This window comes from Sphingobacterium ginsenosidimutans, assembly GCF_039536865.1.
Lineage (GTDB): Bacteria > Bacteroidota > Bacteroidia > Sphingobacteriales > Sphingobacteriaceae > Sphingobacterium > Sphingobacterium detergens.
Genome location: NZ_BAAAZK010000009.1, coordinates 350,883 through 367,023 on the forward strand (window position 1 = coordinate 350,883; position 16,141 = coordinate 367,023).

Annotated in this window: 14 protein-coding genes; 4 read left to right on the forward strand and 10 right to left on the reverse strand. The window is 38.9% G+C overall.

Annotated elements, in window-relative coordinates; genetic code table 11:
* The first annotated feature begins 421 nt into the window (after positions 1-421).
* The 4 genes from ABFX33_RS24880 to ABFX33_RS24895 are packed head-to-tail and all read left to right on the forward strand — an operon-like array spanning position 422 to position 3,251.
* Positions 422-898, forward strand: a complete 477-nt coding sequence (locus ABFX33_RS24880) for a thermonuclease family protein (RefSeq protein ID WP_346088922.1) — start codon at positions 422-424, stop codon at positions 896-898.
* A gap of 15 nt (positions 899-913) precedes the next feature.
* Entirely contained in the window at positions 914-1,786 is an 873-nt protein-coding gene (locus ABFX33_RS24885) for an EamA family transporter (RefSeq protein ID WP_346088924.1), read from the forward strand.
* The gene (locus tag ABFX33_RS24890; protein ID WP_257097400.1) at positions 1,783-2,400 is read left to right on the forward strand and encodes an IMPACT family protein; all 618 of its coding nucleotides are present in this window, start codon (positions 1,783-1,785) and stop codon (positions 2,398-2,400) included. The genes ABFX33_RS24885 and ABFX33_RS24890 overlap by 4 nt, the downstream gene beginning before the upstream one ends.
* On the forward strand, positions 2,397-3,251 hold the full coding sequence (locus tag ABFX33_RS24895; protein ID WP_346088925.1) for a nucleoside phosphorylase: 855 nt from the start codon (positions 2,397-2,399) through the stop codon (positions 3,249-3,251). The genes ABFX33_RS24890 and ABFX33_RS24895 overlap by 4 nt, the downstream gene beginning before the upstream one ends.
* A 28-nt stretch (positions 3,252-3,279) precedes the next feature.
* Here ABFX33_RS24895 and rodA read toward each other — a convergent pair whose 3' ends face one another.
* The 10 genes from rodA to secDF form a co-directional block, all read right to left on the reverse strand.
* Positions 3,280-4,545, reverse strand: a complete 1,266-nt coding sequence (rodA, locus tag ABFX33_RS24900) for a rod shape-determining protein RodA (RefSeq protein ID WP_346088927.1) — start codon at positions 4,543-4,545, stop codon at positions 3,280-3,282.
* Positions 4,538-6,520 carry a penicillin-binding protein 2 gene (mrdA, locus tag ABFX33_RS24905; RefSeq protein WP_346088929.1) on the reverse strand — a complete coding sequence of 661 codons (1,983 nt, stop codon included), beginning with the start codon at positions 6,518-6,520 and terminating at the stop codon, positions 4,538-4,540. Before mrdA ends, rodA begins: the two co-directional genes overlap by 8 nt.
* A 27-nt stretch (positions 6,521-6,547) precedes the next feature.
* Positions 6,548-7,066 carry a rod shape-determining protein MreD gene (locus ABFX33_RS24910; protein WP_346088931.1) on the reverse strand — a complete coding sequence of 173 codons (519 nt, stop codon included), beginning with the start codon at positions 7,064-7,066 and terminating at the stop codon, positions 6,548-6,550.
* A complete protein-coding gene (gene mreC, locus ABFX33_RS24915; RefSeq protein WP_120261953.1) occupies positions 7,059-7,901 on the reverse strand; it encodes a rod shape-determining protein MreC in 843 nt (280 codons plus the stop codon). The genes ABFX33_RS24910 and mreC overlap by 8 nt, the downstream gene beginning before the upstream one ends.
* A 92-nt stretch (positions 7,902-7,993) precedes the next feature.
* Entirely contained in the window at positions 7,994-9,016 is a 1,023-nt protein-coding gene (locus ABFX33_RS24920; RefSeq protein WP_028071379.1) for a rod shape-determining protein, read from the reverse strand.
* A gap of 449 nt (positions 9,017-9,465) precedes the next feature.
* Entirely contained in the window at positions 9,466-10,773 is a 1,308-nt protein-coding gene (locus tag ABFX33_RS24925) for an NAD(P)/FAD-dependent oxidoreductase (protein ID WP_346088933.1), read from the reverse strand.
* A gap of 253 nt (positions 10,774-11,026) precedes the next feature.
* A complete protein-coding gene (locus tag ABFX33_RS24930) occupies positions 11,027-11,359 on the reverse strand; it encodes a (2Fe-2S)-binding protein (protein WP_257087761.1) in 333 nt (110 codons plus the stop codon).
* Between the two features lie 2 nt (positions 11,360-11,361).
* On the reverse strand, positions 11,362-12,366 hold the full coding sequence (locus tag ABFX33_RS24935) for an NAD(P)/FAD-dependent oxidoreductase (protein ID WP_346088935.1): 1,005 nt from the start codon (positions 12,364-12,366) through the stop codon (positions 11,362-11,364).
* 5 nt (positions 12,367-12,371) lie between these two features.
* The gene (locus ABFX33_RS24940) at positions 12,372-12,806 is read right to left on the reverse strand and encodes a MarR family winged helix-turn-helix transcriptional regulator (RefSeq protein WP_346088937.1); all 435 of its coding nucleotides are present in this window, start codon (positions 12,804-12,806) and stop codon (positions 12,372-12,374) included.
* 114 nt (positions 12,807-12,920) lie between these two features.
* Positions 12,921-15,908, reverse strand: a complete 2,988-nt coding sequence (secDF, locus tag ABFX33_RS24945) for a protein translocase subunit SecDF (protein ID WP_346088939.1) — start codon at positions 15,906-15,908, stop codon at positions 12,921-12,923.
* Between the last annotated feature and the right edge of the window lie 233 nt (positions 15,909-16,141).

The following is a 16,141-nucleotide window of genomic DNA, read 5'->3' on the forward strand; positions in this document are numbered from 1 at the left end:
GAAGTTAAAATAGAAATATGTATATGATCTGTTCATCCTTGTGTTGTTTGACATTTCAAATGTACGAATGTTTTTGAAATATCAAAGAAAAAATAATTTTTTTTATAAAAAATACATCATTTATCGGTGTGTTTTTGATTGCTTTTTATTACTTTTTTTATATTGAAAAGACGTGTTTTTTATAGCTTTTTTGAGATGGCTTATTTTTGTAATTTTCTTTTATATAGTGTTTTATGATTTTTAATGTCTTTTTTATGTCTGTTTTTTTAATAATTTTTTAACATAAAAAATTATTAAAAAGTGCTGTTTTTTTTGGTGTTTTTTTGATTAAAAATGCTAGTTTTTTTTGTTGAAATATGCTGTGTTTTATCCGTTGTTTGCTGAAAAAGTATTTTATTACCTTTGCCCAAATGTAATTTTTATGCTAAAGCGATTTAATTTTTTAGTGAGTGCCACTATCATCTGTTTCTTGTTTTTAGGTTTTTCTTATAAAGGGGAGGAACGGTATGTGAAGGTGCGACGGGTAATTGATGGCGATACCTTTGTGATTGAAAATGGTAGTAAAAAAGGCGAACGGGTACGCTTGATTGGGATTGATGCTCCCGAAACAAGGAGAACAGCACGAAAGGAGGTTGGTTACTATGGCGTGGAGGCAAAAGAATATCTAAAAGCTTTGTTGACTGGAAAGAATGTGAAGCTGGTATTTGATGTCGGTAAAAAGGATCGTTATGGAAGACTTCTCGCTTATGTGTATCTTAGGGAGAAATTTGTTAACGCGGAGTTAGTAGAGCAGGGCTATGCTGTGACTTACACCCTGACACCGAATGTTCAGTATGCTGATTTTTTTGTAAAATTAGAACGACAGGCCCGTCAGGCTAAGCGTGGACTTTGGAAATAATTTAGTAATAGAACAATGATTTTTGTCCTCATCAGTGTTATTTGTAGCGTCACTGTAGCCGTATTATTAAAATTGGCAAAACAGTATGGCGTAGAAACAAAACAAGTGATTGTCTGGAATTATCCTATGGCGGTTGCTTTGACCTACTTTATATTACGGCCCGAAATAAAAGAAATTAGCTGGGATGCCTTACCATTTCCGCTATATATAGCACTGGCTTTACTTTTACCGGGGATGTTTGTATTAATTGCGCTATCTATCCGTTACAGTGGTTTGGTAAAAACGGAGGTAGCCCAACGACTGTCTTTATTTATTCCCTTACTAGCAGCGTTTTTTTTGTTCCACGAAAAGCTACAGGGAAATAAACTATTGGGAATAGGGGTAGGTCTATTGGCGATAATATGTTCCATCGGTTGGCGAAAATCTCTCCCTACAGTAACCCTGTCAAATACAGGATATAAAAATAGTCTCTACCCATTGCTTGTTTTTATTGGTATGGGGATTATTGATATCCTTTTTAAACAGGTGGCATTGCATGTGACGATACCTTATGTCAGTTCGATGTTTATTATCTTTGTCATGGCCATGCTGATTGCATTTGGTTTACTAGGCTATTTTATCTTTGTTGAAAAGCAGATCTTTTCAGGTAAAGCTGTCGTCTATGGCCTGATTTTGGGCGCTTTCAATTTTTGTAATATATTATTTTATATGAAAGCTCATCGGGCATTACCCGAGAACCCTTCCATCGTATTTACTGGAATGAATATTGGTGTTATCTCGTTGGGTGCTTTGGTGGGTGTATTATTTTTTAAAGAAAGACTCTCATGGTTGAATTACCTGGGGATAGTTCTTTCCATTATTTCAGTTTTAATTATCGCATATCAGTGAGTTTATTTGAAGATACTTATCGAACGATCGATGCAAACTATGAGGGAATTTTTAGAGATAAAGGAAGCAAATTTATTGCCTATGCATTTCCTTTTAAATCTGAGGAGAAATTAAAAGATCTGCTACAGGAGGTGAAATCCCTGCATCCAAAAGCAAGACACCACTGCTGGGCCTATCGGCTGACTCCAGATCGTAATGTATTTCGCATAAATGATGATGGTGAACCTTCTGGTACCGCGGGGCGTCCTATTTTAAATGCTTTGCTCTCGGCAGATGTTACAAATATAATCGTCGTTGTGGTTCGTTATTTCGGTGGAACCCTTTTGGGCGTACCAGGCTTGATTAATGCTTATAAATCGGCCACACAGGATGCCTTGGATCAAGCTCAGGTAATTGAACGAACAGTTAATGATAGTTATGGGTTGACCTTTGATTATCTAAATATGAATGATGTTATGCGCATTATTAAGGAAGAAGGACTGGAAATCGAAAAGCAGGAATTTGACAATAATTGCTATCTGGAATTTGAGGTGCGTAAAATGCAGGTGAACCGGGTCGTAGATCGTTTTTCGAAAATTGAAGGTTGTCAATTGAATTATTTAAGAACGATATGATAAACAATTCAGAACTCATTTTAAATTCAGATGGAAGTATTTACCATTTGAATTTATTGCCCGAGGATTTAGCCAATACGATCATTACGGTAGGAGATCCGGACCGTGTCGCCAAGGTGTCGAAATATTTTGATCGTATCGAACTCAAAAAGGGGAAGCGTGAGTTTATCACCCACACAGGATATATTGGTACTAAACGGCTGAGCGTGATCTCTACAGGGATAGGTACAGATAATATTGATATTGTATTGAATGAGCTGGATGCATTGGTAAACATCGATTTTCAGCATAAGGTTGTGAAAAGCGAGCTGACCTCTTTGGATATCGTGCGTATCGGTACTTCTGGTGCTGTACAGACGGATGTTGAAATGGGAAGCATATTGGCTTCGGAATATGGGGTTGGCTTTGATGCATTGATGCAGTTCTATCAAAAGCCTTACGATGAGATTGAATTGAATATCCAGCAGGCTCTAATTCGGTATTTCCCACAATTGAGTTTAAAACCTTATGTAGCAGGAGCCGGAGAGCGTCTATTAGACCGAATTGCTTTTGATCTGCCCAAGGGGATGACATTGACGGCGCCGGGATTCTATGCGCCACAAGGACGTTGTCTGCGCTCAGATAATACGATTCCAGATCTGATTCCTTTGGTAAATTCATTTAAGCATAACAATTTCCGTTTGACCAATCTAGAAATGGAAACCGCGGGTATCTATGCTTTGGCGAAAATGTTTGGCCATCAGGCCTTATCCGTAAATGCCATTTTAGCAAGTCGGGTAGCGGGAGAATTTTCGCCGAATCCTGAAGCAGTCGTGGAAAAAGCCATTCAACTGGTACTGGAAAGAATTTAGAAAAATCTCTCCAAGTACCACATGTGCATTAAACAACTCCTTTCCTGTTGGAGTCAAATTTGAGCATAATAAAGAGTAGTATCGTGAAACTCCAGAGTGAAGACCCACCATAGCTGACAAATGGCAATGGAATCCCAATGACAGGAATAATTCCTATGGTCATTCCGATATTGATAAACAAGTGAAAAAATAGGATAGAAGCCACGCCGTAGGCATAGATTCGGGCGAAAGCCGAACGCTGTCGTTCTGCAATATGGATGATACGCAAGAGCAGCGTGAGATAGATGGCAATTAATGTTACTGAACCTACAAAGCCCCATTCTTCCCCCACTGTGCAAAAGATAAAGTCAGTACTTTGCTCGGGAACAAAGTTATATTTGGTCTGCGTTCCCTGCAAATAGCCTTTTCCCCAGAACTGACCCGATCCAATGGCGATTTTGGACTGGTTCAGATTATAACCCTTTCCTTTGAGGTCTTCTGTTTTGCCCAAAATGATGTCGATTCGGTCGCGCTGATGCGGTTGTAATACATGGTCGTAAACCAGATCCACACATAATATAAATGCAGTACAGGCTGCAAAAAGGATACTTAGATTAATAATATATTTTCTCTTTTTTCGGAAGCTCCACATAAAAAATCCAATGATAGCAGCCAAGACTAAAATAAGAATCCATGGATTGAATAACAGCGCTAAAACGAAAAGTAAGATACAGAGACCTCCGAATATCAATAGTTCATTGTTTACATAACCTTCACGATAAAAAACAAAAATCAGGGAAAAGAATGCCAATGCAGAACCGGTGTCGGGCTGTAGCATAACTAAAAATACAGGAAATAGTACAATTCCGGCTCCCATGGCCAATGTTTGCATGGTGGGGGCTTTATTGCTCTGCGCACTTAGGAAGTTGGCCAGCAACAGACAGGTGGAGAGCTTGGCAAACTCGGAGGGTTGTAACCTGAAAAATCCTAAATCAATCCAGGCCTGATTTCCGCCGACATTTCGCCCGACAACCAAAACAATGACAAGGAGTATAGCTGTTATACCATAAAATATGGGTGAGGCCGAGCTGAAAAATTTGGCATCGATAATCAAGATGGATATACCGAGAATAATCGCTGAGACCAGATAGAGTGACTGCTTTCCATAGTTGGTACCCAAGGTGAAAAAACCAGGCATTTCTGGATTAAATACAGCAGCACGGATATTGAATAGACCGATCAGACAAAGTGAGAGCCAGAGTATGATTGTTAACCAATCTATTTTTCCAAAGAAACTATTTTTTTGATTATTCATGTCTTCTTTTTACCTCACTATGGTGAACAATTGTTTCTTTTGGTTTTACCAATGCCGCTAATTGTCGTTTTGATTTAACAGTATCTGTTTTTGATTTGATCGAATCCGCTTTCTTGACATCTTTACTTTTCGGATCTATTACTTTCTTTGGTGCAGGAAGAAAATTTGCTTTATAAATCCGATCCTGAATATATTTTGGTGTCGTAATGGTATCCTTCAGGTATTTTTCGACCATCATACTGGCGATTGGGCCAGCCCAAGTTCCACCATAGCCAGCATTTTCAACAAATACCGCGATGGCAATTTTAGGATTTTCCCGTGGTGCAAATGCAAAAAATACGGCGTGATTTTCTCCATGTGGATTTTGTGCCGTCCCTGTTTTTCCACACATTTCAATACCCGGGATACGATTGGACCAAGCTGTTCCTTCAGGCGTGTTGACAGCGTCGCTCATCCCCTGGATGACTACAGGATAATATTTTTCATCTACCCCAGCGCTGATCTTTTCTGTAAATTCCTTTTTGGCGATTTTTTGTGCGCCGATACCCTTGATGAGATGCGGTCTATAGTAAAAACCTTTGTTGGCTACAATAGCCATAATATTGGCCATTTGTAGGGGTGTTATACCCATCTCTCCCTGGCCAATGGAGAGGGAGATGTTGAAACTTGAACGCCATTTGTCATTGCCATATCGTTTTGTATAAAACTCCGATGTAGGCAATAATCCCGGTTTTTCCCCCGGTAAATCTATCCCCAATTTGTGCCCGATTCCAAACTGCGTAGTTGCATTGCGCCATAGGTCGTAAGCTTTTGGCCCCGAAAGCCCCCGCCCGTCGATCATTTTGGCGTAGGTGAACCCATAATAGGTATTACAGGATACGGCTACAGAACGTTGTAAAGTGGTTGAACCGTGGTAGTGGGTACAGCCCATCCAGCCGCGTCCGCCACCATAGCTATAACCATGAGGACAGAAAAATACAGTGTTTCGGTCAATGACGCCAGCTTGCTGTGCAGTCAGGGCTGAAACAACCTTAAAAACGGATCCCGGAGGATATGAGGCTTGAATAGGACGATTAAAAAGGGGCTTGGTATCGTCATTCAATAATTTCATGTAATTATTGCCGACTTGTCGACCTACCATCAGATTGGGGTTGTAACTCGGGCTACTTATATAGGCCAAGATTTCCCCCGTTGCGGGCTCAATGGCGACAATAGAACCGAGCTTATTTTTCATTAAGTTTTCACCTAATATTTGAAGATCCTTGTCTAACGAGGAAACTAATCCTTCACCAGCAACGGCCAAGGTATCGTATTTCCCTTCCATAAATATCCCTTTGGGACGATTTAGCGCATCCACCATCAAATTGTTGACGCCTCTTTTACCGCGAATCAGATCTTCGTAGGAACGTTCGACACCACTTCTTCCGATATAGTCACCACTTCGGTAAAATCCGTTGGATCGTTCAATATCTTTATCGTTTACTTCACTCACATAACCCAAAAACTGAGCGGCAATACTATCGGGATAACTTCTGATGGTTCTCTTTTGAACATAAAATCCACGAAACTGATATTGATATTCTTGATATTGCGCCCAAGTCCGGACGGATAGCTGTTTTTCAAAAATTGATGCCCTGTATGGAGAATGGGCACGAGCCTTATCCATCCGTTTAATAAAGCCTTCTTTGTCAATATCAATTAATTTACAAAACAAAGCCGTGTCAATCTCCTTGACTTCGCGAGGGGTAACCATTAGGTCGTAAACAGGTTCATTTTGTACCAATACTTTTCCTTTGCGGTCTAAAATAACACCCCTTGCAGGATAGACAATGACCTTTCGCATGACATTACTATTGGCTGAATGTATATAGGAATCGTCGATGATCTGTAAATAAAATAAACGGGCAATCAAAGTCAGCGCGATGGCAACAAAGATTCCGGAAACGACGTACTTGCGAGCAAAAAAACTATTCATAGAAATAAATTTCTATTCACTGATCTACTACAATCGATCTTTCTTTTTGTAGAATAATATGCTAAATAACAGCATGATAATTACCGTAAATATACAACTTAAAACAATACTGAGCAGTGTGTATTGAATATGTTGGAAGGAGAAAGATTCCAGTAGATACAGGAATGTATGATGAATCAATGTACCAAAAAAGATATAGGAGAAAAACCATCTCACATTCATCAACCCCAACATTGGTGTAAGAAATGAGTCCCGTTCCTCTACTTCAAGGGTGATCTTCATAAAGAAAATTCGGAATGCAGCCAAAGCCACGCATGCGGCGGTGTTGACCCCCAATGTGTCATAAAAGGAATCAACTGTCAAACCTGTTAGAAAAGCAATCAGGTAAACCAGAAAATTGGGTGTTCCGGTCGGTAGCAAAAAGATAAATAAAACATAGGGAAATGCCGCAACCAAGTTATAATAGCCAATATTTTGGAACAAAAATACCTGCATTCCAATTAAGACGATAAATCGAATAAAATTAAATATTAAAATCCTAGCCATTGTCTTTAGTCGATTCCTCCAATGTTTTTAATTCATTACTTAATAAATCCTTTACTACATATACATGTTGTAGATTGGAGAAATTGGTGCTTAAAAGAATGCGAAGATCCAGGAATGCATCTCCAGAAGAAATGCCGGTTTGAATAACTGTGCCCACAAAAATACCTTTTGGAAAATGTCCTGAATATCCCGAGGTATAAACTTTGTCGCCTTTGTTTACTTTGATATGATTCGGAATCTCCTTAACCGTAGCTGCGCGATAATCGATGTTGTTACCCCAAACTAAAGAGCCAAAGGTCTCACTACGGCCCAAAGTGACTGATATACGGGTGTCAGGATGTAATAATGATTGCACAGTGGAAAAATTAGGCGAAACATTTAATACGATACCAACGACGCCATTTGGAGCAATCACACCCATGCCCTTTTCAATACCATCTTTACTACCTCTATCCAACGTGATTGTATTCGCTTTTTGATGAATACTGTTGTTGATTACATTTGCAATAATAAATTGGTAACGCCCAAATTCACTGCTATCGATGAGTGGTACTGGTCCGATCTTAATACTATCCGTTGATTTATAGGCTTGAAGGTCTTTCCGTAACTGCGCGTTTTCTTTAGCTAAGGCATCATTTGTCTCGCCTAGATGTAAATAGCTTTTCCACGAGTTTACCTTTGCATAGAGGTTGCCGATTACACTGTTGGACGAATTTAACACCGAGTTGCGTTGAAACGAATTGTTGGTAATAATCAAAAATAATGAGAATCCAAAAAATAGGATAAACCAAAAGAATGCATTATATCGTCTCAGGAATAACCAAAGGTTTCTCATTTTTTATCGTGGGTATTTAATAAGCAAGCGATATAATAATTTTGCATATTATATCGCTCTTTAATAAAATCTTGTTAATTATCGAACGCTAATTATTGCATCAAGAATTTGAATCGACCAATATTTTTAAGCGCAATACCGGTACCTCTTACAACAGCACGAAGAGGATCTTCGGCAATGTGTACAGGAAGTTTTGTTTTCGCTTGAATACGACGGTCTAAACCACGTAATAACGCGCCTCCACCAGTCAGATAGATACCTGTTTGATAGATATCGGCAGACAACTCTGGAGGTGTAATTTCAAGTGCTTTTAAGATGGCTTCTTCGATTTTCGAAATTGATTTATCCAAACAATGGGCAATTTCAGTGTACGAAACGGTAATCTGTTTGGGGACACCAGTCATGAGGTCGCGACCTTGAACTGCAAAATCTGCAGGTGGTTCCTGTAATTCAGGAAGTGCCGCACCAACTTCAATTTTAATCTTCTCCGCAGTACGTTCGCCGATCATGATATTATGTTGTCTACGGATGTATTGAACAATATCCGAATCAAAGTTGTCACCCGCTACACGGATGGACTGATCACATACGATACCCGATAATGCGATGACGGCAATTTCTGTCGTACCACCACCAATATCTATAATCATGTTACCCATTGGTTCTTCCACATCGATACCGATACCTACGGCAGCTGCCATTGGCTCGTGGATCAGATAAACTTCTTTGGCACCTGCAATTTCTGCAGAATCGCGTACCGCTCTCTTCTCTACCTCGGTGATACCTGATGGAATACAGACAACCATACGCAAGGATGGAAAAAACCAACTCTTACCGTTGTTAACCAATTTTACCATCCCTCTGATCAGGTGTTCAGCGGCTGTAAAATCAGCAATTACTCCATCACGTAAAGGTCGTACCGTTTTTATATTATCGTGTGTTTTACCTTCCATTTGCATGGCCTGTCGACCGATGGCAATCACTTTGTTTGTGGTGCGGTCAAATGCAACAATAGAAGGCTCATCCACTACTACTTTGTCATTATGAATTATAAGGGTGTTTGCAGTACCCAAGTCAATCGCAACTTCTTGCGTAAACCAATTAAATAAGCCCATTTGCTAATCCTTAAGCTATTTTAAAATAATATGCAAACCTACACAAAAAAAATTAATCTTTTTGAGGTTCTACATCAAAAAAAAACTATATTCTGCAAGTAAATTCTATCTGGAAAAAACTGTCTTTAAATTTAACGAATATAATCTACAATTGTTACGTCTAATAGTAACTTATTTTTTATTGGAAGCAATAGCAAGCAGGAATTAAAAATATGTTTTTGAATTCTTTGCTATCCGTATGAGCACTGGGGTTTTCAGGACCGTAGCTTTGACAACGATATGGGAGTGGGCGACAAGTTTTAAGATCAACTATTTTTTTTGATCAACTTTCGGTTGTTTTTTAGTGGTGCTGAAAAAAAAAGAGTGCCATTATTTTTATTGAATAATAGCACTCTTTTTTGTGTAAAAAGCAGTGTTAATCTGTCTTTTACAATTTTATTTATCGACTTTTATTGTATCGTTTTCGCTTGTTCTTCAGGCGTTGGCTCGTCATACTTATGGAAGATTAAGCGGACACCACTGTTTTTCGTGAAAAACTTCACGGTCCAGTTTACAAATGTGATCAACTTATTTCTAAAACCATAAATGGACATCAAGTGGACAAACATCCAAGTCATCCATCCGAAGAAACCACTGAAGTGAATTTTGCCCATATCAACGACAGCTTTATTACGCCCTACTGTAGCCATTGAACCCTTGTCAAAATAGCTGAATTTTTCGGTAGGTTGATTAGACATCGTCTGAAGGATGTGTTTAGCGACATATCCACCCTGTTGCTGTGCTACTGGAGCAACGCCCGGTAAACCGCGAGGTAGATCGTCTGTAATAAATGCAGATACGTCACCAATGGCATAAACACCTGGCATGTCAATGACACGGCATTGATCGTCTGTCTGTATACGGTTACCACGTTGGATAACCTCTTTTTTGAATCCATCTGGATATTGACCCGCAACACCCGCACCCCAGATGACTGTTTTTGTTTCGATGCTTCTACCATCGGCGAAGGTAATGGAGTTACCATCGTATCCAGTTACCTGTACATTCAATAGTACTTCAACACCTAAATCCTTTAAATATTTTTCAGAATTTTTTGATGCTTTCTCCGATAGATTAGCCAACACTTTTGGTAGGCCTTCCACCAGGTAAACAGACATCTCTGATTTCTTTAATTCAGGATAGTCTTTTTCCAGCACATTATTCTTGATTTCTGCAATAGCTCCAGAAAGCTCTACTCCAGTAGGACCACCACCAACGATCACAAAGTTCAAATTAGGCTTACGATCTTCAGGATTAGGGATCATTACTGCTTCTTCAAGATTTTGAAGAACGTAACTACGTATATTAAGTGCCTCCTGGATGTTTTTCATTGGCAAGGCATATTTTGTAATTTGCTGATTGCCGAAAAAATTTGTCGTTGCACCAGTGGCAACAACCAAATAGTCGTAGTCAAAATCTCCGATATCAGTTTTAACAATTTTAGCCTCGTTATCGATGCTTTTTACGTCGGCAAGTCTAAAATGGAAGTTCTCCTGATTTTTGAACATTTTACGGACAGGGAAGGAAATGGAGTCCGCAGAAAGTGTACCAGTAGCAACTTGATACATTAATGGTTGAAAGGTATGAAAGTTGTTTCTATCTAATAAGAGAACTTCAACTTCCTTATTTTTAAGCTTTTTAGCAACTTCAATTCCTCCAAATCCAGCACCAATAATGATTACTCTTGGGAATTTTCTATTTGAACTATTGCTTGGCATATTTTTAATAGTTTGTTGTAAAAATTCGTACAATCGAATTAAGCTGCAAATATCTTAAATTTTGAACCAAAAAACTAAAAAATATTTATTTATTATGGCAATACATTGTGAAATTTATCGTTATAAGGCCAATTCTTTTAATAAAATATTTTGTAGTGTTTTGGTTTTAAGTCTTTTATGACTCAGAGAGGCGCTAAAAAAAAAACTTGCATAGATAACAAAGTCATTGTGTATAAAATACACAATGACTTTGTTATTGCAATGCGCCTTTCAGCTTGATTTTCATGCCATTGTTATTATTATGAAGATGAAGTTGACAGGCGAGTCGACTTTGCCCATCTGCATCTGGTAAGGTGTCTAACATATCTAACTCCTGGTCGCTAGCTTCTGGAAGATTATCCAGGCCTTCAAGGACTTCAACATGGCATGTAGCACATAGCGCCATACCTCCGCAGGTAGCCAATATATCGTATGCTGAGGCCTTTAAAATTTCCATCAACGAAAGATTGATATCTGTAGGTACCTCGATTGTGTTTTCCGAACCATCTCGATCGACGACAGTTACTTGTATCAAATTGTCTTCCATGGCTAAAAAGTATTGATACCGTTTACGGTTGTATATTTAAATGTTAACTTTTGATCCGGGTAAACAAATTTGAAAGCACTTTGACACATCAGAGCAGCTTCATGGTAACCGCAGAGGATCAGCTTTAGTTTGCCGGGATAGGTATTAATATCGCCAATGGCATAAATGCGTTCGACATTGGTCGAATAATCGAAGGTATTGACCTCAATTGCATTTTTATCAATATTTAACCCCCAGTCAGCGATTGGCCCCAGCTTAGGTGTCAAACCATATAGTGGGATGAAATAATCCGCTTCGACCGCAATCGTTTCTTTATCCTTATTTATCGTTTCAACTGCTGTAAGCGTACCATTTCCATGTATATTACTCAGGTTATGGGATAAAAGTAAATTAATTTTGCCCTGTTGGGCCAATTTAAAGACTTTTTCCGCCGAATCGGGCGCTCCCCGAAAAGAATCACTGCGATGAATGAGCGTAACGTGTTGTGCAATATCAGCTAAATGGTAAGTCCAATCCAGCGCAGAGTCCCCTCCACCAGCAATCACAATCCGTTTGTCCGCATATTTGGCGGGATCTTTTACCATATAATCCACCCCTTTACCTTCAAAGAGATGCAGATTTTGAATCTCAGGTTTTCGGGGTTCGAAGCAGCCGAGTCCACCGGCAATGACAATAACCTGGGCATGCACTTTTGTGTCATCACTCGTGGCGATGATAAAAGAACCATCATCCTGTTTTTCGATCTGTTCTACACGTTCACCCAGTGTAAAAGTAGGCGCAAAAGGTTTTATCTGCTCAAGTTGATTATCAATAAGCTCCTGAGCGGTGATGCTCGGGTAGCCCGGTATATCATAAATGGGTTTGTGTGGATATATTTCGGATAACTGTCCGCCAACCTGAGGTAAAACATCGATCAAATGGCACCTCATTTTTAGAAGTCCAGCTTCAAAAACAGCAAACAATCCTACTGGTCCAGCACCGATGATACAAATATCAGTATTTATCATAGCTATTATACATTTAAATTGTTGTAAATGGTGTTTAATATTCTTGTAAAATCCGCGAAATCTTTTTCTGTTAATTTCTCCCAGGCTTTCATGCGGATCGCTGCGACGATAGGGGATAAGGATGCCACCTTAAGTTTCCCTTCTTCCGTCAAATGGAGATAGAGACTTCGGCGGTCTGTCTCGTCAATAACACGTTCAGCCAAACCTTTTTTCAGTAGGATATCCACGATACGGGTCAACGTGGGTTGATCTTTGCCGCATCGTTTAGCTAATTCTTTTTGGGATAGCTGGTCAGTTTCATATAGCGCCTTTAAGACGGCCCATTGATCCACCGTAATGTCAAATCCCTTTTCTGTAAAGGACGATTGCGCAAATTGTTTTACCTTCTTGGCCGTTTGATCCAAGATGAAAGAATAACGGTCGAATTTTTCGTTTAGCATACAAATATTTAGTACAACAAATATCTAAAATTATTTAGTGCAACAAGTAATTTGAATGCAATAAAAAAAGGCGTTCAAATTTTTGAACGCCTTTTTATGTTATTTTAAAGTTTATTATGGTCTTACTACTTCAGCTTTTTTTGCAGTATTACCTTCAGCCAAATGCTTTCCTTTACGTAAATCGTATACAGAAGGCGCAGCCAGGATAATTGAAGAATAGGTACCCACAATAACACCGATTAGGATCGCGAAAGAGAATCCACGGATAACCTCACCACCAAAGATGAACAAGACTGCAAGAACGAAAACGATCGTCAATGAAGTAATGATTGTTCTACTCAATGTTGAGTTGATCGCATGATTTACAACCTCACCAAGATCTTCGTTATGCGCATTAGGTTTTGATACGAATTCTCTCAAGCGGTCAAATACAACCACAGTATCATTCACCGAGTATGCGATTACCGTTAAGATGGCCGCCACAAAGTGTTGGTCAATATCCAATGAGAATGGCACAATACCATCCAATATGGAGAATAAACCTAATAGAATAATTGCATCGTGGATGGTTGCAATCGCTGCACCCACTGAGTACTCCCATTTGCGGAAACGGATTAGGATATAAGCCGCCACGATAATAATGGAGAATATTGCCGAGCTAGTTGCTCTTGACTTGATGTCTGATGCAATACTAGGTCCTACTTTTTGTGAGGACAGAATCTCATGTTTGTTGGAAGCATCTACCTTGGATAGTCCTTGGTTTAATTTATCCAATACTTCCTTATCGGCAGCATCAGAAGTTTCTTCAATATGATACGTTGTTGTCACACGAAGTTGGTTTGATGCACCAAATACTTTTACTTCAGTTGTTTTTTGGAAAATATCGTCCAAACTGGTACGAACAGCTTCCGGATCAACTGGTTTATCGTAACGAACAGTATAAGTACGTCCACCTTGGAAATCTACACCTAAACTGAAACCTTTTGTGAAAATTGAAGCTGCAGAAATTAAGACTGCTACAACGGAGATTGCGTAGAATACTTTACGTTTTTGAACGAATTTGAAGTTTGCATTATGCAAGGTGTTTGCAGACCAAGGGAAAGATACTTTAATTTTAATATCTTTTTCCAACATCCATTCAAAAATAACACGTGTTACAAGTATTGCTGTAAACAATGATGTGATAATACCAACCATCAATGTTGTTGCGAAACCTAAAATTGGACCACTACCAAATAAGAATAAGATGATACCAATTAAGAATGTGGTAATCTGTGAATCTAAGATAGATGGTAAAGCATGTTTATAACCATCAGCAACCGCCTGACGAATTGATTTTCCTAAGCCCAATTCCTCACGGATACGTTCATAGATCAATACGTTAGCATCGACAGCTGTACCCATTGTCAATACGATACCGGCAATACCAGGTAAGGTCAGTACGGCATTGAGCGATGCTAATACACCCATGATAATGAATACGTTCAACAATACAGCAATGTTAGCCACGATACCTGCAGTGTTGTAGTATGCAATCATGAAGATCATCACAACGACAATACCGATTACCGCTGAATTGATACCCGCATCAATAGCCGCTTGTCCCAATGTCGGACCAACAACTGCTTCTTCAACGATTTTAGCTGTGGTCGGAAGACGACCAGCTTTCAATACGTTTGCTAAATCTTTTGTATCCTCTACAGTAAACGAACCTGAAATTGATGAACTACCATTTGGAATTTCACCATTAACAGAAGGAGCTGAATAAACTACATTATCTAAGACGATAGCGATAGCATCTCTATTTTGAGCCGCTTTTGCTGTGATTTTCTTCCATTCACGTGCACCTTCATTATTCATTTGCATACCAACGACAGGTTGGTTTTTCTCATCAAAGTTGGCATTTGCATCAGTGATCACGTCACCAGTCAATACAGCACCATTATCTGCTCCTACTGCTTTGATAGCATATAGGGAAAGTTGCTCTGGTGTTTTTTGCTCTGGTTTTACCGCCCATAAAAGCTTTAAGTTACCTGGAAGAATTGATTTTACTTCTGGGCGTTGCAAAAAAGCGTTTACTTTAGCTGTATCTTTCAATGAAGCAATACCAACCATAGCGCCAGGCATAAGTGCCATTTGTTGGTTTTCACCCATATAAACTGCTGGACGTAACACTTCAAATAATGGGTTTTTCTGACCTAGATTAAGCGCTGCACTATCCTTTTTAGCTTTGCTGTCTTTTTGACCACCGGTTAAGTTGGACAATAAATCGTCTGACTTTTTCGTTGTGTCAGCAACAGTTTTAGTTGTCGCAGCTGGTGCAGCTTTTAAAGTAGTTGCTAATGTTCTGTCAATATTTTCTAATACAGGGTAAACTTCTTGATTGGTGTAAGTCTCATAAAACTCCAATTTAGCCGAACCTTGAAGTAGATTACGAACACGACTTTCGTCCTTTACACCTGGTAATTCCACTAAGATACGGTTTGTACCTTGTTGAATCTGGATGTTTGGTGAAGCAACACCGAACTTATCAATACGTGTACGGAGTACTTTGTACGAATTTTGAATGGCGTTGTCAGCTTCTTTTTGAAGGAATGATTCAACTTTTGAATCAGAATCACCTGGTTTAATTAAAGAAGCGTTGTCTTTTGTCGAAAAGAATGTCGAAAGTGGGGTAGAAGCTCCAATGGATTTATATTCTTCCATAAATAAAGCGACAACCGTTTTTTGACTGGTTTTGCTTTTTGCTACCGCTTGTTCCAACGCTTTGTTGAATTTCTCATCTTTTGGATTGTTGGCCAGATTACGGATCAACTCATCCAATGAGATCTCCATGGTAACGTTCATACCACCTTTTAAATCCAATCCTAAAGCCAGTTCATTCGCTTTTGCTTCCCTATAGGTGTATTTCGCAAAACCTAAATTGTACACTACTTCACCTGCCATAGAGTCTAGATAGCTCTTTTCTTTTGCCAAATCTCCTTTGGCAAAATTCTCAGCATCTTGCTCCACTTTGCGGGTCACCCAAGTAAATGATAGGGAGTATAGACACGCTAATGACACCACTATCACTAAAAGTTTAATCAGCCCTTTACCTTGCATCGTCTGTTATTAATTGTATTAATTTTAATGTTAAATACTGTTTATGTAATTGATAATTAGTTCTTGTTTAATCACACTTTACCAAGAATGGCAAAGGTATAAAATTTTTGTAGAATGAAAAGCTTTATTTATGCCATTTAGGTCAAAGGCATAAAATTAGAAGAAATGCTGAAAAAAAGAAATATTTAATGGATTTATTTTATAAAAAAAGGCCCTGCTCAAACTTGAGCAGG